Here is a 20,343-nt window from a genome sequence, read left to right as displayed (position 1 = left end):
TTCCCCCTTCATTTTTCTCCGTCGCCGAGAGCCCCGCGCTTTTCAAGCAAGCCATCGGTTGCGGTCGTCCGCAGAATAGACGGCCACCCTCCCAGGAAGCACCCCGCGCAACCTGTTGCTTGAACACAGGGCGGCAAGCGCCGGCAGCGCAGCGCCCTTCGCAGAGCCTCGGTTGATTCCGACGTCGTGCAGCATACGCGCATCCGCGACAAAACGTTGTCACCAGAATGCGGTGATTTTTGCGTTTTGCCTGATGGCGACATATCACCATAGCCCCATTCGTCGCATTGGGGGCAAGGCTGCGCCCGCACCTTTGCTAGAATGGCAGAAAAAGCGGCGGCGCCTGACCGCCCGCCAGTAGCCGAAGAGAGAAGGGCTGTCCGACGGTGCGCCTCAGGGTATGAGCGCCGCCCGTTAGCAGCCGAGGGGGAGGAGGGAACCATGCGGCTCATGACCACGCTTATGCCTACCGTGGAGCGGTTTGGGTTCGCCCTTTTCCTCACGCTCAACGCCACCTCCGTATGGGGAGGCATCTTCCCCTTCCTGCCCGAGTCAACGCGCACCTCCGACTCGACCATCGCGTTTTTCGCCTTACAGCTTGCCGCCTACTCGCTTACATTCTTCGCCTTCATGACCTCATCGTACCGCCGCCCATCCGCAACGCGCTCCATCTCGGTGCTCCCGGGATCATGCGCGCTAGCGGCAAGCGGCGTCATGCTGGTAGCCGCCATGTACATCGAGTGGGCCAGCCTCATGCTGATCGTAGCGTCCGCCGTGCTGCTGGGCGTAGGGTCGGCGTGGTTCATCATCGGATGGCAGAAGGTATTCGCCTCGCAAGACGGCGCCGAGAGTGGACAGTCGATCATCGTGGCCGCGGGGTATTCCGCCGTGCTATACCTTATCATCTGCCTCATCCCCGTGGCACTTACCGCCTATCTGCTGCCGCTCGTGATGGTGCCGCTCGCCGGATTATGCCTGTGGATTGCGGCGCAGCGCGTTGATTTCGACCAGGCAATGTTCGAAGACCGCCCCACTGACCACCCCGCCATTTACCGCAACGTGATGCGCGAGAGCTTAGCCGCCGCCATCTCGATTGGGGCGCTGGGATTTTGCGCGGGCGCGGTGCGATTCATACTTATCACGCACCAATCCATTTCGAGCGTGGTGAACATCGCCTCCATGGGCGTTCTGCTGGCTGTGGTAATGGGGTATTTGGCGTTGTGGCGCAGCCGCACGCTGCGATTTGACGTGATGAACTTCTATCGCGTCATTTTTCCCATCATGGCCGTTGGCCTGGTGCTCATGCCCTTTATGGGAGAAAACGTATCCACGGTTGGCGCAGCCATCTCATATGCCTGCTTCTCGCTTGCGACCATCGTCATGATGATGCACTGCTGCCAAATCTCGCGCGACTCGGGCATCAATCCGGTGTTCATATACGCGCTGTTCGGCGCCGTGGTGTACCTGATCCAGGTGGCGGGGTATTTTGTGGGATACCTTTCGGGGAGCGAAAGCGCGCTGGGAATGGGGCAGCTATCGTTTGTGGCCATTGCGTCGCTATTCGTGCTGCTCGTGGCATCGCTTGCCGCAGGGCAAAGCAGACCCCTGCACACCACGCGCCTGGAGTTTTTGGCGCCGTCGCTCAAGCGCCTGCAAGCTGCCTCCGCGCCACGCATCGTTACCGTTGAAGCCATTGAGGTGCGCGACGCTGTCGCACAAGAGCAAGGCGCCGCGAAGGAGGAGCAGGGCAGCGCCAAGGCACCCCAACGCTCCGAGGCCGAAGAAGGCATTAGTTCGGCCAGCTCATATGAAGACTCCGACGCGGCGCATCCGTACAAAAGCCCCGTCGCAACACACCTGCATGGGGACGTCGGCGCAAGCGCCCCGCATGAAAAAGTCGCCTCGGCAAACGCCTCGCACGAAGGCGCCGGTGCGACGCGCCAACGCAAAAGCCCATCCCATCACGGGGCCAGCAGCAATCAGGTTATCGACCGATTGTCCAAGCAGTGCCTAAGCGTCGCCGAAGAGTACGGACTCTCGTCGCGCGAGACCGAGGTCATGGAGCTTTTGGGGCGCGGCCGCACCGGCCCCGCCATCGCCGACGAGCTTTTCATCTCAGAAAACACGGTGCGCACGCACATCAAGCGCATCTACGCAAAAGTGGGCGTGGGCAAAAAACAGGAGCTTTTGGCGGTTCTTGACCATGCCATGCCTTCGTAGGCCGCATAGCGTATACTGACGGCGAAAGATACATCGCAGCACGTCAGGAGCATGATATGGCATACAGCAACTTCAGTTCTGAGTTCATCGAGCAGTGGAAGGCCGATCGGGCCGAAGGCAGAACGAATCCCTACGCCACGCCCGACAGCGCCGTGGTGCGCCGCAATCCCCATCGAGATATGTCGCCGCGCATCCATCGTCCGCCGTTCCAACGCGACATCGATAAGATCATCAACGTGCCGCCTTACAACCGCTATGCCGGGAAAACGCAGGTGTTCAGCTTCGTGCGCAACGATGACATCAGCCGGCGAGGGCTGCACGTGCAATTGGTGGCGCGCACGGCGAGAACGATTTCGCGGCTTCTGGGCCTGAACCCCGACCTCACCGAAGCCATCGCCTTGGGGCATGACCTGGGGCACACGCCATTCGGCCACGCTGGCGAACACATCCTGAACGACCTGTACCACGCAAGCACGGGACGATACTTCAATCACAACGTTCACAGCGTGCGCGTGATGGACAACCTCTATGCGCGCAACGTGAGCCTGCAGACGCTTGACGGCATTCTGTGCCACAACGGCGAGAGCAGCCAGAAGGTGTTCCGCCTGGGCGACGTGCATGATTTCGACGCGTTCGACGCCCAGATGGAGGCATGCTACGTTGACCAGCAAGCCATAGGGCATCTTCGGCCGTCCACTCTGGAGGGATGCGTGGTGCGCATCTCCGACATGATCGCCTACGTTGGCAAAGACCGCCAAGATGCGCTGAATACGGGAGCGCTTGGCGATGACCAGGTGTTTTCCGAAGGCGTGGTAGGCGTACAAAACGCCGAGATAATCAACAACCTCACGGTGGACATCGTGGAGCACAGCTATATGCAGGATTGCATCCAGATGAGCGAAGATGCATTTCGAAGCCTGAAAACCGCCAAGGCCGAGAACTATGAACGGATATATCTGGTCGGCGACCAGACGAATGTCTACCAAGACGAGATTCGCCCGATGTTCGAGGAGCTCTATGACCGCCTGCTTGCCGATTTGCGCGCGGGCGATGAGAGCTCTCCCCTGTTCAAGCATCACATTGAGCGTATCGAGCGGCAACGCGGATTCTACGACGACACGCGATCCTACCGCAAAGAGGAACCGCATCAAATCGTAGTGGACTACCTGGCCGCAATGACCGATGAGTATTTCCTGGCGGCGCACCGGTACCTATGCCCCACCAGTAGACATCATGTTGAATTCCGCGACTACTTCGACGGATTCCCGCCGCGCGGGTAGAGGGGGCGGCGAGCGCTTCGAGCGACCTGTTGCCCCAGCGGATTCCTATCGCGCGGATAAGCAGCGGGGTCGCGCAGCATTATCGTGCCCCTCGCAGTCTGCCCGAACTGCAAAGACAAGGCCGGGGACGCGCGACCTCATCCAAGAGGCATCACCGAGCAACCCCGCATCATGTGCGAGCGGCGAGGACGGTCGCACATGTGCATTTTGCTCAGACCGTCCTCGCGCATCGGCGTTTCTTTAAGAAAGCGTCCCTTGCTACTTCTGCTTCTGCTTGAACGCGGCAAAAATCAGCGCGGCAAGCGCCGCACCCGCGAGCGGAGCCAGGATGAACACCCACACCTGGGAAAGAGCGGTCGCATCGCCCTGCACCGCCATGGCGAGCGCCGGGCCAAAGCTGCGGGCGGGATTGACGGAGGTGCCGGTCAGCGGCACGCCCATGATGTGCACAAATGCCAGCGTAAGACCAATGATGATGCCTGCAAACGGAGCGGTTTTGGCATCGGCGGTGGAGCCTAGCACGGCCAGCACGAAGATGCAGGTGAGAACAACCTCAACTACCAGCGCGCCCACCAGGTTCAGACCCACGGTAGAAGCATCTTCAAAGCCGTTGCAGCCAAGGCCGGTGGCCAACACACCGCCCAAATCGCAAGACACGATGACGAACGCCAACGCAAACGCAGCTACGATGCCGCCGATGAACTGAGCGGCCCAGTAGCCGATAAGGTCTTTGGCGGAAAGGCGCTTATCCAAAAACAGGCCGAAGGAAACGGCGGGATTGATGTGGCAGCCCGACACATTGCCAATGACGAAAGCCATTGCGATGATGGACAGGCCGAACGCCATGGCAATGCCAAGCGTGCCAAGCGTGGCGCCGGCCACGGCAGCGCTGCCGCAACCGAAGAAGGTGAGGACAAACGTGCCAAACGCCTCTGCACCATACTTCTGAATAGAGGTGGGTTCCATGAATCATCCTTTCCTTTGGCGCGCTTCTGGTCGCCTCGCATGCAGAAGCGCATCATGATGTGCAAGCCTGCTTGCGAACGGGGCTGAATAACGCCAGCGCGCGCCGGCAAGACAACAATGCCGCGCAATGATGCTTGACCAGGAAATGCTCGTCAACGAAACCAAATCAATTCAAGAAGAAGTTGAATGGAGGCGGATGCTGCCTCGCATGAGCAAAGACGCCCTTGAAGCGCACAGCCCCAACAAGGGCCTTGACGAACCACCCCGCATGAGTAACGGAGCCCTGCCGCACCGATGACGCCGAACGGTTTAATACGTTCATCGGCGCCATGAACTTCCCCAGCGCCGAACGTATTGTTCGCGGCGTCTCGGTATAGGGCACGGCACAATCAGAAACCCCAGTTCGAACCTTGGGTCGAAACTTGCAAAAAAAGTCGAAAATGACAAAAGAGGAGGATGCATGGCTTCGCGCAACCCCTTTACCCCGACCTTCGGAATGGTCCCGCCGTTTCTCGCAGGACGCGATCGCATACTCGCCGAAATGTCACGCGCGTTCGAGGACGGCCTAGGCAACCCCAACCTCTCCACCATACTCATTGGGCCGCGCGGCACAGGCAAAACCGCACTGCTCTCTTGCATTGCCGACGAAGCTCAAGAAAAAGGATGGCTCGCGGTCAACACCGTAGCCGCCGAAGGCATGCTGGAAGACATCATCCAACAAGCGGGAAAAGCTGCCGCACGTTTGACGAATCCTTCGCCGGAACGCAAGATTTCTGCCGTGAGCATAGGGCAACTCCTCAGCTTGGAGTGGGTGTTTGAGCGCACGGTAGAGGGCATCTGGCGCTCGCGCATGGAGGCCCTTCTCGACCAAATCGAAGCGCATGAAAGTGGCCTGCTTATCACGGTTGACGAAGTGCGCGTCGAAGTAGAGGAGCTGATTCAGCTCGTCTCGACGTATCAGCTGCTTATTCGTGACCACCACCAGGTTGCCTTGGTCATGGCGGGGCTGCCCGTAGACGCGACCGACCTCATAGACGACAAACGGGTCACGTTTTTGCGCCGCGCCCGCCAACAATACCTGGGTCGCATCGAAGACCGAGCAATCAGGCAAGCCATGGGCGCCACGGTGCGAAGCGCCGGCAAAACGATAGAAGCGCCTGCGCTTGACGAAGCGGTGGACGCTTCGGGCGGATTCGCATACCTCATGCAGCTCGTGGGATACTTCATGTGGATGGAAAGCGGGGATGAACCCGCCATCACCCTCGAACATGCGCGCTATGGCATCAAGGCGGCTCAGGATGATTTCAGGCGCGGGGTCATTGAGGCAACCTATCGCGAGATGTCGGCAGGCGACAAGACGTTCGCGTGCGCGATGCTGCCCGATGAGCACGGCAGCAGATTGGCCGACATCGCCCAACGCATGGGAAAAACCGCCAGCTATGCATCAACGTACAAACGACGCCTGCTCAAGATGGGTGTCATCGGTGAACGCGCCGGCGGCACGCTCGATTTCGATTTGCCGATGCTCAAGGATTTCCTGCTCGAAACGGGCGAATAGAGGCCTCTTCGATTTGACGAAATTCGAAAGCAGCCCCTTTGGGCAGCGACTGCCACATCAAACATCTTGGCGCCCGTACCGCTTGCGCAAGGAAACACCGCGCGAGAATCCTATTCCGCTCGCGGAGGCAGCCCGAGCAAACGGGCGCCGTTGTCGTACAAAATGGCACGCTGCTCCTCTTCGGTGAACCCCATATGTGCGATGCGCGTGAGAAAATCAGCCGTGTCTTCCCAGGGAGAATCGGTGCCAAAAAGGATACGGTCAACCCCAAACGAGCGAATTGCCTCAAGGATGAATTCGTTTGGCTTGTGCCCCAATTCGAACGCCGTATCCATATACCCCGGCCACTCGGGATGAATCTCGGGAAAATGATGAAAGTCCATCGCGCCGCCCAAGTGCGCGAGAACCGTGCGTTCATAGGGGAATTTGTCAAAAAAGCGCTCGATCTCGGACGTGGAGCAATCCCAATCGGGGCCCACTGTGGGGTAGTCTATGCCCGAGCCGGTATGAAACAACAGCACAAGCCCCTCTTCGATCGCGGCGCGGTAAATGGGGAACATGCGCGGATCGGACATGCGGAAATGCTGATTGACAGGATGGAGTTTGAGCCCCTTGAATCCCAGTTCGGCACAGCGACGAATCTCGCCCACCGGGTCATCCATCCAGGGATATACGCCCATGAAAGGAATAACTCCCTCATCATGCAAGTGGTCTTGAAGCCACACGTTGAACTGCGGCACCTGGCGCTCGTTGGTAGGCACGGGAAGCACCACCGAATGCGTAACGCCCAGGCGCGCGCGGCGTTCGGCAAGACCGTCCAGCGTGCCGGAGTCGAAGACCGTGATGCCAAAGGAGTTCTCGAAATAGGCGCGCATGCGAGGCGCGAACGAATCCGCCCAGCAGTGACAGTGAAAGTCGAGAATGGGACCTTGCGGCAATGTGCCTGGGCCAGAGCCCTCGTCGGGGCGGCTGTAGCGATAGTGCCAAATGGGCCAGCCATCTGCTGCGGGATGCCCCTCGGGGTCTGCCGCGCGCCAAGCCTTATCCTCCGCCACGCACGCATCCAGCGTCCACCCCTCATCGGGGTAGCGACGAGCATGTGTCTCATGAACCTCCCAGGTCACGATTCCTCCCTTGGTCGCAATAGGCTGACATCATAGCATTCCGCCAGCGTTACAAAAAACTCGTCCCAAGACCGCCGACCGGGAAACGGATTCGCACCGCGCCCATGCCAACTGCGACCTCCTCCTGCAACGCCGCCCCATCGCGGCATTCCACGCTTTCAGGCAATCGAAACCCCATAAATGAGCGATATGGCTCGATTCAACGAAAAAGAAGGCGATATGCTGCAGTTTGGAGGAGGAACGTCTGGCGCATCGGAAACGGCCATACCTTTGAACTGGGAGAACGATAAATTGCACTCCCGGATACCTCGCATCCCGCTGAAAAACTGCAGCATATCGCCTTCTTTTTCGTTCGGCACGCGATTTTCGGAGCCAACGGCAAGGCGAGATCTTTGAGGAAAATCAGAAGCTTTCCGCCAGACCCTACTTCTTTTCCCTTTCTCGGACAATTTTTGCCTGCACGCAGCCGCCCCTGCGCGCAGACCGCTCCCGCACGCCCTCCACCCGCTATTACCTGCCAAAACGATCTTTCTGCTGGCACGCTTAAGGTTTTCTGCTATCATTCCTCCACTGGTAGAGGCGCGCCTGTCATCAGTAGCCTTGCTTGACGCCGGGGCGGCGTGGGGCGAAAGGGGCCGGCGCCGAAGGATGTGCGAATGCCCCGTTCGCGCATAGCTGGGCCGTAGCAGAACATGCTGCGGACTGTCGCGAATGCGGAGAGCTGCCATGGCTGAACGCCGATATTGGGCGCTCAGCCATGTCTACGCTCAACGCGGAAAGGATTGGGCGTGGAATTCGTCAATACCGCCTGGGCTTTGCTCCCGGCAATCGTCGCCATCGTCTTGGCGCTCGTAACCAAAGAGGTCTACATCTCGCTGTTCGTCGGCATTTTGATGGGCGCGCTGCTGTATTCGGGCCTCAACCCCATCGGCACGCTTGACGCCATCATCAACGACGGCCTCATCCCCGCAGTTGCCGACAACGCGGGCATCTTCATCTTCCTGGTGCTCTTGGGCATGGTGGTCGCGCTGGTGAACTCCGCAGGTGCCGCCGTGGCCTTCGGCCGCTGGGCCGGCAAGCACGTCAAGTCGCGCATAGGCACCGAAATCGCCGCGTTCGTGCTGGGCGTTCTGATCTTTGTGGACGACTATTTCAACTGCCTGACCGTGGGTTCGGTCATGCGCCCGCTCACCGACACGCACAACATCTCGCGCGCCAAGCTGGCCTTCATCATCGACTCCACCGCAGCCCCCATCTGCATGATCGCCCCCGTCTCCTCCTGGGCGGCGGCCGTGTCCGGCGTGGCTTCCGACCTCAACATGAACGGCATCCAGCTGTTCATCGAGGCCATTCCGTTCAACTTCTACTCGCTGCTCATGATCGTGTTCGTGGTGGGCATCATCGTGCTGAACTTCGACTACGGCCCGATGGCCAAGGCCGAGCTGGAAGCATGGCGCGACGGCGAGCTGGGCAACCTCGAAGATGAGACGCCCGTCGCCGACAACCCCAAGGCAAGCCTGTGGGATATGCTCCTGCCTATTTTCGTGCTCATCGTGTGCTGCATCGGCGCCATGCTGTATGTGGGCGGCTTCTTCGGCGGCGACGCCAATGGCGACGTGGTGGCCGCGTTCGCCAACACCGACGCCTTCACCGCCCTGCCTTGGGGCTCGCTGATCGCCGTGGCGTTCACGTTCCTCTACCTCATCGCGCGCCGTATCCACACGCTGACCACCGCCTCCAACTCGTTCGTTTCCGGCTTCAACGCCATGGTTCCCGCCATCCTGGTGCTCACCATGGCCCTGTCGCTGAAGAACATGACCAGCCTGCTGGGCGCCGACGTGTTTGTCGCCGGCCTGGTGGAAGGCGCCGCACCGGCACTGTTCAACCTGCTGCCCGCCGTGATCTTCCTGGTTGCGCTGGGCCTGGGCTTCTCCACCGGCACGAGCTGGGGTACCTTCGGCATCCTGCTGCCCATCATCATCCCGATCTTCGCGGACGACCCCTCGCTGCGCATCATCGCCATCTCCGCCGTTCTGGCAGGCGCCGTTGCGGGCGACCACTGCTCGCCCATCTCGGACACCACAGTTATGTCGTCGGCGGGAGCGAGTATGCTGCACGTGAATCACGTGTCTACGCAGCTGCCCTACGTGCTCACGCTGTGCTGCATCTCGTTCGTGATGTTCCTGATCGCCGGCTTCGTGCAGAATGCCTTCATCTGCCTGCCGCTGGGTATCCTGCTTACCATAGGCACGCTCCTGGTGCTGAGAAAGACCATTGGCACGAGCGTGAAGGGAATCCCACGTGCAGAGCACACCAGCGTGGAAAGGCTCGCCGAGAAGTAGGATTCGCATAAAACAGCGCCTTGATGCACCGTGGCCCGCCATCGCCTCCGATGGCGGGCCATCGTTTTGAATCCGGCAGGGCGCGATGCGGCGCTTTGTCAATTTCGCCTTAATGGCATGAATTTTGCTTGCTCTATGATAAGAAAGGGGATAGCCGACGGCGATGCGACGCATGCACGGAGCGTCCCGCGCACCAACGCCACGGTTGACACGCGCCGTTCTCCAAGGCTCAACCGGCATGCTCGCTGACCGGCCGCCACACATGCCCCTCGGCATAGATGCATCCTCCAAAAGCACAATGTCAACCATGATTGGAGCGTCGTGAATTCGCGTTTTCCCATCTTTATTAGACCAGCTCAGCCCTCTGACACACCAGTGCTTGTCGAACTGGGCAAATCTGCCGATATGGGAGTTCTCGAGGGGTTTGACACCACCCTTGTGGCGCATTTCGAGAACGGCAAGATCGCGGGGTTTTGCAGAATTCGAATATTCGACAGCGTGGCGTACGTAAACCCGATTGTCACTGCCGATGAGGCGAAGGGCCAAGGCGTGGGATCCTCCTTGATGGAAGCGGCCCGCAAAACGTATGGCGAGCTCAGGTTCGTTGCTCGGGGAAGCGCTGTCCCCTTCTACCGCTCCATAGGATGCGAAGAAATACCCTGGGGCATGATTTGCCCCGAAGTAGGCGCCGATTGCAAAACGTGCCCCGATTTCGCGGAATGCAAACCCCTGCCCATGACGATGCCCGCAGAGCAACCGCAGCCCGCATCGCATGACCTCTGCCGTCGTCCCATCATAGGCATTACCACCGATATAAACTTCGACACCAACCTGTGCTCAACCAACCATGAGTATCAATCTGCCGTATGGGCGGCAGGCGGCATCCCGTTAATGGTGCCGTCGATAGAAGATTCGCCCGAATACGCATCCGCCATGTGCAACGCGCTCGACGGGCTGATCCTTTCCGGCGGCGGCGACATAGACCCGACGGAATACGGGCAAGAAGAGCATCACCCCGAACTCAAAGATGTGCAGCCCCAGCGCGACAGATTCGAAATCTCCCTCGTGCAGGAAGCCCGCAAGACCGGCCTTCCCACGCTAGGAATATGCCGTGGCCTGCAAATAATGAACGTGGCGCTAGGCGGCACGCTCGTTCAGCATATCGAAGACACAAACCTGGGCGAGGCAATCGGCGCACACGCTTCCGCCGAAAACGCCGCCCCCTCCCATATGCGCCTGTTTGCCGAGCACAGCCAGCCCAAGCCGTACACCTCGCCCTCGCATCTCGTGCGCATCAAAGGCGACACGAAGCTGCACGACATCATGTCTGGCCGTGCGGTTGCAAACAACGAAAGCCATGACTTCTCGATTCCCGTCAACTCTATGCACCACCAGGCAATTGATTACCTATCCCCTTCGCTCACCGCATCGGCATACTGCGGCGCCCTGGTGGAAGGCGCAGAAGATCCGAATGCGGCATTCTTCCTGGGCGTGCAATGGCATCCGGAATACATGGAAAACGGTCGCCCCCTGTTTGCCGCCTTGTGCCAGGCGGCCCTCGCGCGCTGCGAAACGCGCCGAGCATCAAAGCGGTGAGGCAGGTGGCTTATAGCGCCCACGACAATGCAAAGCACGCATATCGCTCATCGAGCAAACAGCTTACCGACGAATGGCTCGATTGTGTTTCCAGGCTAAACGGGGATAAGCGGGGAGCACTCCAAGCCGCTGACTTCATGGAGCATTCTTCTGCGATCGTGCATGACGAAGTGACCCCCTGCACGGCTATCCCCCGGCTGTTCGACAGCAAGACGCGCGAAACAATGAGGCATGCCGCGCAGGCAATGCACTCCATTCTGTGCAAGGTTATTCGCCATTACGCAACCGACCCCGCATATCGCACGTTATTCAACTTCGACCCAAGACTTGAAAAACTTATTTTGGCGCCGTGCGGCCATAATGCACTCCTGCCGTTCGCTCGCTATGACATCTTCCTGAATGAAGACACGGGGGATTTTGTATTTTGCGAGATTAACGCCGACGGATCGTCGGGCATGAATGAGGATCGCGAAGTGGCGCGGGCGACGCGCCTCACCGGCGCATACTCCCTTTTTAATCGCACGCACGCGATAGAAGGCAACGAACTATTCGACAGCTGGGTGGACACCTTCCTCGGCATCTATAGCAGCGGCGCCCATGCATCCCCCACCCCTCATGTGGCCATTTGCGACTATCTGGAATGCGCCACCCTGAGCGAATTCCAGGAGTATCAAGCCGCATTCGAACAGCACGGCATGGCGTGCTCCATCTGTGACGTCCGCGATCTTATTGTGCGAGAGGGAAGGCTCTGCACGCGCGAAGGCAAGCCCATAGACGTCATATGGCGCCGATGCGTGACCAGCGACATCCTGTCTCATTGGAATGAATCACGCGTATTCATAAACGCCGTATGCGATAACCTTGCAATGATGATCGGTGGATTCTCGAGCCACATCGCGCACGATAAACAAATCTTCCGCGTGCTACGCATGCCCCAAACGCAAGCAATCCTCACCAAAGAAGAGAATGAGTTTGTGCGGCGACATGTTCCCTATACCACCTTTCTAGATGAGCGCTTTATCGATCTGAACGAGGTGATTGCGCGCAAAGACCGGTGGGTAATCAAGCCCACCGATTGCTACGGCGCCAAGGAGGTATATCTCGGCATAGAGGAGACGCCGCAGCATTGGCATGATCTGATATGCGCCTGCGCGAATGGAACAGCGGGAAACATGTTTTTGGCGCAGGCATTCGCTCGGCCGTTTCGCACGTTGACCATGCCCCTCGCCGAGGCGGCGTATTGGGCGCAACGCCAACAACAAGGCGGCCCTCGGCAATCGCCTCCTGCGCCCCGCCTCTATGCGAACCTTTCGGGCCTCTATGTCTTCAACGGCGAATTCAAAGGGGTGTTTTCCCGCTTGGGGCCAAACGAAATAGTCACGGGGCTGGCCGGAGGATTAACGGCTGCAACATTTTGGGTGGATTGCGAGCAGCGCGAAAACAGCCCGGCCGCACCTCGCGCTTAGCGGCTGCGGCACTGAAGATGGGTTGCAAGCGCCGACGCCCTTTATGGTTGCAGCGCTCCTTGCGACTGCAACGACCTCTCTTGCCGCCACGGGGCTCTCATAGCGCTCCGTGGCCGTTATCCTTCGCTTTCCTCCACCTCGACCGTCACTTTGACTTTCAAATGCAATTGCCCCATGCGCTTGTAGAGCGTATTGCGCGAAATGCCCAAGGCCTTGGCCGCCTGGGAGATATTGCCGCCGTACCTTTCCACAAGCTCGATGATGCGATCCCGCTCGGCACGCATCGCAGCATCTCCGTCCGACGGAGAATCGGCAGGTGTCCCTTGATCAGCGCGCTCCTGTGCGTCGGCTTCCGCAAGACTCGCCATGACCTTTGCGGGCGCCATGAACTTGGCCCCAGACGAAACAGCATTGGCCACGTGAGCGGGCAGGTCGGATAACGTCACCTTGGCGCCTTCACCGGCCATGATCAGCGTGCGTTCGACGATATTGCGAAGCTCGCGCACATTGCCGCGCCAGGTGTACCCCTTGAGGGCGTCCATCACCTCTTCCGAAAACGGGGTATACGGCAGCTGCAGAGACTCCGAGAGATCCCTGTTGAAATAATCGGCAAGAAGCCTCACGTCATCGCCGCGTCGACGCAAGGGCGGCAGCTCTATCTCCACCATGCTAAGACGGTAATACAAATCGGCGCGGAACTTCTGCGTGTCGATAAGCGTGCGCACATCCTGATTGGTAGCAGCCAGGAAGCGCACATCGAACTTGCGCGATTCAGTGGAGCCGAGCCTGGTGACAGACTGGTCCTGGATTACGCGCAACAGCCCCACCTGCAAATCAAGCGGCATCTCACCTATCTCATCCAAAAACAGGGTACCGCCATCCGCCGCCTCTATTTTGCCCGCGGCGCCGGATTCGCTAGCGCCCGTAAACGCGCCGCGCTCATAGCCGAAAAGCTCGGCCGCAAACAAATCGCGCGGAATGGCGCCGCAATTGATGGCAATGAAGTTTCCTTTACGGCCCGACATGGCATGAATCGCGCGCGCCACCACCTCTTTGCCGGTTCCCGTCTCGCCCAAAATGAGGACATTGGCCTTGATGGGCGCAATCTTGCGAACCAGCTTGTCCACCTTTATCCAGGCTTCCGATTCGCCTATGTAGTTCACCGTCTCGCGCGTGGTGGCGCGCCCCATGACCTTGGGCTTGCCCATGCGCGATGCGGCGGCCTTGGCAACCTTGGCCGACTCCTTGAATACGCACACCATATAGGTAAGGCCGTTGCCCAGATCAATCGCCCGACGTCTGATCAAATACAGCGTGTGCTCTTCCTTTTTGCGCGGCGCCTTGAACACCACCGCGGGCGGTTGGCCGTCTTTGATGGCCTCTTTCATCAGGAAATCGGCGCCCGTCTTTTTGGAAAGATACGCGCTTACCAGCTGGCTGCCATAGGAAAACCTCTCGTAGCCCATCACGTAGGGGTGCATAGCGGCATTGGCAAGAAGCACATGCCCCTGCATGTCGAGCAGCAAAACCGGCTCGTCCATCAGGTTGACCAGCGGCGCGAAAAACTCAGCCGTAGAAAGCAACGCGTTCATGGAGCGTTTAGCGAGAAAAAGCGTGTTGGCAAGGTCGACCCCCATCGCGCACATGTCGAGCGCGTAGGGAGGCAGAGGGTTGAACGGGTCGTTGAAATTGAGAGCGCCGAAATACTTGCCATCGGCGTCGATGAACGGGGCGCTTACACCCGAGTAGGTTTGCGCGATGGCTCGGTACTGCTCGAACCCCTCTACACGTACCGGCTTTTTCTCATAGGACACCACCGTAGCATTGCCGGTGCCCACTTCTTCCTCGAGCACGTAGGTTCCAAAGGTGCGCGGATAATAGCTCAAGGGCGATACGAACTCGAAGACGAAGTTCTCCTGATCCATAAGTGACACGTTGCACTCCAAGAGCGCCATAACGATGCGCATGATAGGCGCATTAGCCGCAAGGGAATGCGAGTATTTATCACGCTTCTCCTTCAATAGCGCTTCGTCGACATCGGGAAAGTACGACGACCACGGATTCACGCCTGCAGCGCGACAGCGCCTCCACGAGCGCGCGACCTCAGGCCGCACCACATCTTCGTCTACGACGCCCGTGGTAACGAACGTCCTCCATGCCTCTGCCATACGCTTGCGGTCGTACATCTAAGCCTCCTGCATGCTCCCGATTACGCCTTGCCCTCAGTCGTCCGCCCCCGTTTGCACCGTCCAGCGCCTGCGCGCCTGCGATTCTATGCCAAGCGACTCTCGGTATTTGGCAACGGTGCGCCGCTTGATTTCCACACCGCGCTCGTTTAGCGCCTCAGTGATTTTCGCATCGCTCAAGGGTCGCTGCTTGTCTTCTTCCTCCACAATGCGCTTGATCATCTGCTTGATTTCGAATGACGAGACCCCTGCTCCTTCGCCGGCATCGGAGCGGGGCAGCGCACGCGTGAAAAACATCTTGAGAGGAAACGTTCCCCACGGCGTCTGCACGTATTTGCCCTGCACGGTACGGCTGATGGTGGATACATGCACCCCTAGCGCATCTGCCGCCTGCTGCATGTTCATAGGAGCAAGCGCACCGCCGCCCATCAGGAAAAACTTAAACTGCCGCTCCACAAGAAACGCTCCGAATCGCTCAAGGGTCCTGCTTCTGTGGTCAAGGTTGCGAAGCAGACGATCGGCCTCTTCGCGCTTTTCCGCAAGATAGGTGCGCGTAGCAACGTCCAATCCCTTGGATTCCATGAGCGAAACGTAATCGGCGTTGAGCGTCAGGCATCGCTCGAGGGCGCCCGCGACCTCCACCGTCAGCCGCGCGCCATGCCTTTGCACAATCAGATCGGGAACGATATAGCGCGCATCCGCCTTCTGGTAGAACGCCGCTCCAGGACGCGGATTCATCTCGAGCACAATGCGTTTGAATTCCAGCATGTCCCCCATGCCGACGCCCAGCGTCTTGGCAAGATGGCCCAAACGGTTTTCTGCCAGATCCTGCAAATGATCGCGCACCAGCGCGGTCAGCGCATCCCTGTTAGGGTCGCGCGCGTCGATCTGGAGCTCCAAACACTCCGAAAGCGACCGAGCCCCCACGCCCGCAGGCTGTATGCCCTGCACGATCTCAAGCGCTCGATCGACATCGGCGAGTTCGACACCGTGTTCGAACGCGACCACGCCCACATCGCCGGTATAGTATCCGTCGTCCGAAATGCCCTCGATTATGGCCTCCACGAGCGCTGCGGCATCGTGCGGCAGACCCAAGCACGACGCTTGAAGATGCAGGTACTCGCGTAGCGTTTCGGTTTCTATGCAATCGTCCTGGATGCGCGAGAAGTCCCAGTCTCCCACAAGGCCGGGCAACCTGCCCTCCGCATGCTTACGGCGGAGCTCGGAAAGCTCCTGATTGTCCGCCCGTTCCGTCTGCTCGAGCATGTCCTCATAGGAGTCTTCACTGGGCATTTCGGCAAAAGCGAGTAGATTGTCGTCGTAGTTCACCTCAAGCAGCGGGTTTGCCTCCGCCGCTTTGGATATGTAATCGGGAAGAGAGCTCACCGGCAGAGAGAGGATTTCGAGCCCCTGCAACGCCATGGGAGCAAGCGTTGTTTTGGTTTTCGCCTTAACAGTTGCACGGGAGGATGCCTGCATTTCGAGGCTTGCTTTGGCCATACTCCTCCTCTCACGCAACAAGCATCGCTTATTCTATCCGTTTTCGACCATGATTTCTATGCGACTTCCATGAATGAAAAAGCTTTAAGGAAATTTTGGCATGCTTTATGCTTGATTTTGTTTTGCTGCGCAAAAAAAGGGAGGGCGAACCCTCCCTTTTTTCTGCAAGGAATCCATTGAACGCCATCGGAGGATGGCAAAAAAACTAGCGCTGGCGCTTAGCCTCAGGAGCGGCCTCGGCGGGACCGGCGTATGTCTGCACGATGCTCGCATAGGTGCGCGCCTCATCGCCCACAACCTCGAGATCGGTATCCATCCAGTTGCGACGGCGAATGGCGACAAGCGCCCACTCCTTCGCAGAGCCCTTGATGTAGTTGGGGCTCTCCGGGTCGCCCTTAGCCCAGATCTCGCCAGAAGGCAGAGTGAGCTCCAGGTACATCGGAATCTCGGGATTGAAGGTAAGCCCGTTCACGTTGTACATGTTCGGACGGCCCTGCCACGACAGGAACAGCGTGGAGGTGATGCGGTCCTTCACCACGGGATCGATGCCCAGCGCGTCATAGATATCGACGGAATGGGCCCACAGCTCCATCAGGCGGGCGGACGCCAGCGAGCGGTTGGACATCGGCGGAATACCGGCAGCCCAGGGCACGCGAGCCTTGGGACCCTGCTCCATGAACGTAGAGTTCATCAGGGTGCGCTGTTCGCGCCAGAACGCCAGAATCTCGGCGCCGGTCATGTCCTGGCACTTCATGACATGATAGTGCTCGTCCTGGTCGGAGAACGCGTCCGCCACGGCGTTCACGCTCTCGCCGCGGCCGTTCAGCAGCTCGGCGGCACAGTAGTCGAACATCGCGATATGGGCGATGACGTCCTTGAGCTTCCAGGTGGTGCAGTAGGAAGCGGTCTTGTTCCAGTCCTCCTCGGTGAAGTCCTGGACCAGCACGTCAACCTGGGCCTGCTCCGCAATCAGATCGCCCATCGGGTCAAACAGTTCAGCCATTGTCATACCCCTTTCGATTGCTTTCGCTCACAGAAGGCGGCAACGCGCCGCCTTCCGCTATAAACAAATCCCCGGGACACAGGACGCAACAGCGAGTGGGCGTCCGATGCCTCAGATTGGCGCGTCTCGCGGCCGAGCGTATTTCATACATAAGGCCAAGCGAGAAAGCGCCGAGATGGGGCGCCCGACGCCCGTGCGGCGTCGCAGCGTCTCATCGAGTACTTCCGGCGGCTGCGAAGCCGGCGGAACCGACTAATCCTGGTAGAGTTTCTGGATAGCGCGGCCCGCGATGTGGATCATGATCTCGTCGGTGCCGGCACCGATGCGGTACACGCGCTGGTCGCGCCACAGACGCGAGATACGGCAATCCTTGGTGTATCCGATGCCGCCCATGACCTGCAGCGCAGTGTCGATGACCTCGAACGCAGCACGACCGCAGTACAGCTTGGCAACAGCGGAATCGATCTGCACGGGCTCGCCGTTGTCGATCTTCCAGGCCGTCTTGTACACCCAGTTGCGCATGTTCTCGATTTTCATGTACATCTCGGTGATATGCTCCTGGATGAGCTGGTTCTTTCCGATAGGCTTGCCGAACTGAATACGCTGGGTGGCGTAATGGGTGGCGTCCTCGAATGCGCACTCGGCGGCGCCCAGGCTCTGAGCGCACGCAATCAGGCGCTCCACCTCGAAGTTCACCATCGCCTGCATGAAGCCGTTGCCCTCGGTGCCAACCAGGTCCTTCTCCTCGAGCTCGACCTCCTCCATGTGCAACTCGCAGGTGTTGCCCATGTTCCAGCCGATCTTCTCCAGAGGCTCAATGGAGATGCCGGGGGTCAGGTTGCCCTCGTCATCGCGCAGAGGCACCCACCACATGGAGAACTTGGAACGGTTCTCGCGAAGCGACGCATCGTCCTCGGAATTGCGTGCCACGCACAGCATGTACTTGGAGTTCACGGCGTTGGTCATGAAGGACTTGCTGCCGTTGAGGTACACCTTGCCGTCGCGACGGGTGTAGGTGGACGCAAGGGCGCTGGAATCAGAGCCGGCGCCGGGCTCGGTGAAGCCCAGCACGAAGCCCGGATTTCCCTTCGCCACCTCGGCAAAGCACTGCTCTTTCTGCTCGTCGGAACCGTACTCGGTCATATCCTTCAGAGCGCACAGATTGCCGTAGATATAGATAGGCACGCCGTTTTTGCACATGCGCTCGGCAACCAGCATCAGCGTCTGGGTGTCAACGGGAGTTCCGCCGTACTGCTCGTCGAGGCCCAGCGACTGAAAGCCGTTCTCCAGAAGCGCGTCGGTGAACTCCTTGGGCCACACGTGCTTCTCATCGCACTCCTTGAAATACTGCTCGGTGCCGAAGCGCTCGCACACCTCGTCGACGCTCTCAAGCAGCAACTCCTGCTCCTCGGTCAGCTTGAAATCCATTGGCTTACTTCCTTTCTGCTCTTTTGCGGTCGAAGTAGTCTATGACATCCTTCAGGCGCACCTTTCCGGCGTCGTCCCTATGAAGGTCGTCGATGAATTGGACATAGCGCGGCTTTTTGTAGCTCGCTATATATTGCTTGCACGTCTCCTGCACGTCCTCGGCCGTAAGCGAAGCACCCGGAACGGGCTGCACCACAGCGGCCACCGCCTCCCCCATAACCGGATCCGATGTGCCGAACACGACGCAATCGGCAACCAGGGGGTTGCGCAGGATGGCGGTTTGAACTTCGTTGATGAACACGTTTTCGCCGCCGGACTTGATCATGTCTTTCTTGCGGGTCATCAGGTATAAATAGCCGTTTTCGTCGCGGCGCATGATGTCGCCCGTACGCAGCCAGCCGTCGGAAGTGAACGCATTGCGCGTGAGCTCCTCCTGCCCGTAATAACCCGACATGACCGCAGGCGACCTGACGATCGCCTCGCCCGGCTGGCCCTCCTCCACATCGAGCCCCTCATCGTCCACGATGCGAACCTCGAGCGTTTCCATAGGAGTACCCACCGAAGCGAGCTCAGGAACACGCCGGTCGACCATGTCGCGGGTGATGCGGATGCTGGTGCCGGTGCCGCTTTCGCTTTGGCCCCAGCCGTAGTTCACCTCGGTGTTGGGGAACACCTCGAACGCCTCGGAAATCACCTCGGGCGTCATTGCGCCCGCAGCGCTTTGCACGATGCGCACGCTGGACAGGTCGTAGTCCTTCACGTGCTCATCGCGCATGAGGCGCAGATAGGTGGTAGGCGGCAGTAGAATCATGTGCGTTACGCCGTACTGCTCAATCTGGGAGAGGATGTTCTGCGGGTCGAACTTGCCGCAGATCACCGTCGTCGCCCCAGACGAAAGAGCCGACATGAACCAGCTGTGCCCTCCGTGATGCTCGAGCGGACACTGGATAAGCGCTATCGGATGATCCATCTCCAGCATGCCGTTCGAGGCGATGCAGGCATGGATTTCCGTCAAGTCCTGCCGATGCGTGCGACAGGCCCCCTTGGGAAGCCCTGTGCTCCCTCCGGTGAACTGGATGCGCGACAGGGCCGACGGGTCCTTGAACAACGGCACCTCGGGGTCTATAGGCGCCTCGCTTGCCAAATCCCACAGTCGCGGTGCGAATGAGGTCGACGTACCTACACCCATGAGGGCAAGATCGGACTCGAAGTCGCTAAGAACCGCCTCCACCTTGTCGACAAATCTCTTGTCGAACACCAGAAGCTTCGCATCTACCGCGTTGGTCAAGAACGCGATTTCGCGCGAGATGAGGCGATAGTTCAGCGGCACGGCAACGGCGCCGATGCGTTGGATGGCCAAGTACACGCCCACCAACTCAATGCTATTGGGAATAAGGTAGGCCACCCTGTCGCCCGCGGTCACGCCGCGGTCGACAAATGCCCGGGCAATGCGGTCGGTAAGTACGTTCATTTCCTGATAGGTGTGAGTCACATCGTCGCATACGCATGCCAGCCTATCCGGATGCAAGCGCACATTCTCAAGAAACGGCTCTATGATGTTGTCGTAGTGCTCGTAGCCCATAGCGACAATCCCTCCATTGTGGCGCCTACGACGCCCTCCCTTTGCGGCCGACCCAGCATTGCTGCACGGCCTTGGCACGGCCCGCCCCACCC

13 protein-coding genes and 1 riboswitch are annotated in these 20,343 nt (G+C 59.2%); of the genes, 6 read left to right on the top strand and 7 right to left on the bottom strand.

Annotation, left to right across the window (positions count from 1 at the left end):
- Positions 1-441 precede the first annotated feature (441 nt).
- The gene (locus tag DMP06_RS11805) at positions 442-2,220 is read left to right on the top strand and encodes a helix-turn-helix transcriptional regulator (RefSeq protein WP_274542721.1); all 1,779 of its coding nucleotides are present in this window, start codon (positions 442-444) and stop codon (positions 2,218-2,220) included.
- Positions 2,221-2,276: 56 nt separating this feature from the next.
- Positions 2,277-3,500, top strand: a complete 1,224-nt coding sequence (locus DMP06_RS08450) for a deoxyguanosinetriphosphate triphosphohydrolase family protein (RefSeq protein WP_123209308.1) — start codon at positions 2,277-2,279, stop codon at positions 3,498-3,500.
- Between the two features lie 258 nt (positions 3,501-3,758).
- Here DMP06_RS08450 and DMP06_RS08445 read toward each other — a convergent pair whose 3' ends face one another.
- Entirely contained in the window at positions 3,759-4,466 is a 708-nt protein-coding gene (locus tag DMP06_RS08445; RefSeq protein ID WP_123209307.1) for an aquaporin, read from the bottom strand.
- A gap of 460 nt (positions 4,467-4,926) precedes the next feature.
- Here DMP06_RS08445 and DMP06_RS08440 point away from each other — a divergent pair, with 460 nt between their 5' ends.
- Positions 4,927-6,024, top strand: coding sequence for an ATP-binding protein (locus DMP06_RS08440; RefSeq protein ID WP_123209306.1), 1,098 nt, complete (start codon positions 4,927-4,929; stop codon positions 6,022-6,024).
- Positions 6,025-6,134: 110 nt separating this feature from the next.
- Here the strand turns inward: DMP06_RS08440 and DMP06_RS08435 are convergent, their stop codons facing one another.
- The gene (locus DMP06_RS08435; protein WP_123209305.1) at positions 6,135-7,148 is read right to left on the bottom strand and encodes an amidohydrolase family protein; all 1,014 of its coding nucleotides are present in this window, start codon (positions 7,146-7,148) and stop codon (positions 6,135-6,137) included.
- Positions 7,149-7,714: 566 nt separating this feature from the next.
- A riboswitch (Lysine riboswitch) is annotated at positions 7,715-7,880 on the top strand.
- A gap of 56 nt (positions 7,881-7,936) precedes the next feature.
- Between DMP06_RS08435 and DMP06_RS08430 the strand changes: the two genes are divergently transcribed.
- The 3 genes from DMP06_RS08430 to DMP06_RS08420 all read left to right on the top strand — a co-directional run bounded on the left by DMP06_RS08430 (position 7,937) and on the right by DMP06_RS08420 (position 12,552).
- Positions 7,937-9,490, top strand: a complete 1,554-nt coding sequence (locus tag DMP06_RS08430; RefSeq protein WP_123209304.1) for a Na+/H+ antiporter NhaC family protein — start codon at positions 7,937-7,939, stop codon at positions 9,488-9,490.
- Between the two features lie 405 nt (positions 9,491-9,895).
- Positions 9,896-11,086, top strand: a complete 1,191-nt coding sequence (locus DMP06_RS08425) for a GNAT family N-acetyltransferase (RefSeq protein WP_148042519.1) — start codon at positions 9,896-9,898, stop codon at positions 11,084-11,086.
- A gap of 137 nt (positions 11,087-11,223) precedes the next feature.
- A complete protein-coding gene (locus DMP06_RS08420; RefSeq protein WP_123209302.1) occupies positions 11,224-12,552 on the top strand; it encodes a carboxylate--amine ligase in 1,329 nt (442 codons plus the stop codon).
- Positions 12,553-12,668: 116 nt separating this feature from the next.
- Here the strand turns inward: DMP06_RS08420 and DMP06_RS08415 are convergent, their stop codons facing one another.
- The 5 genes from DMP06_RS08415 to DMP06_RS08395 form a co-directional block, all read right to left on the bottom strand.
- On the bottom strand, positions 12,669-14,738 hold the full coding sequence (locus tag DMP06_RS08415) for a sigma-54 interaction domain-containing protein (protein WP_123209301.1): 2,070 nt from the start codon (positions 14,736-14,738) through the stop codon (positions 12,669-12,671).
- A 36-nt stretch (positions 14,739-14,774) separates the two neighbouring features.
- Complete coding sequence (gene rpoN, locus DMP06_RS08410) at positions 14,775-16,238, bottom strand: RNA polymerase factor sigma-54 (protein ID WP_123209300.1); 1,464 nt, start codon at positions 16,236-16,238, stop codon at positions 14,775-14,777.
- Between the two features lie 205 nt (positions 16,239-16,443).
- Positions 16,444-17,241: a TIGR03084 family metal-binding protein gene (locus tag DMP06_RS08405; protein ID WP_123209299.1), complete on the bottom strand. Its 798-nt coding sequence runs from the start codon at positions 17,239-17,241 to the stop codon at positions 16,444-16,446.
- A 252-nt stretch (positions 17,242-17,493) separates the two neighbouring features.
- The gene (locus tag DMP06_RS08400) at positions 17,494-18,669 is read right to left on the bottom strand and encodes an acyl-CoA dehydrogenase (RefSeq protein WP_123209298.1); all 1,176 of its coding nucleotides are present in this window, start codon (positions 18,667-18,669) and stop codon (positions 17,494-17,496) included.
- A 4-nt stretch (positions 18,670-18,673) separates the two neighbouring features.
- Positions 18,674-20,251, bottom strand: a complete 1,578-nt coding sequence (locus DMP06_RS08395) for a class I adenylate-forming enzyme family protein (RefSeq protein ID WP_123209297.1) — start codon at positions 20,249-20,251, stop codon at positions 18,674-18,676.
- Positions 20,252-20,343 lie beyond the last annotated feature (92 nt).

Source organism: Slackia equolifaciens (assembly GCF_003725995.1).
GTDB classification, from domain to species: domain Bacteria; phylum Actinomycetota; class Coriobacteriia; order Coriobacteriales; family Eggerthellaceae; genus Slackia; species Slackia equolifaciens.
This window is presented reverse-complemented; position numbering and strand designations above follow the sequence as displayed.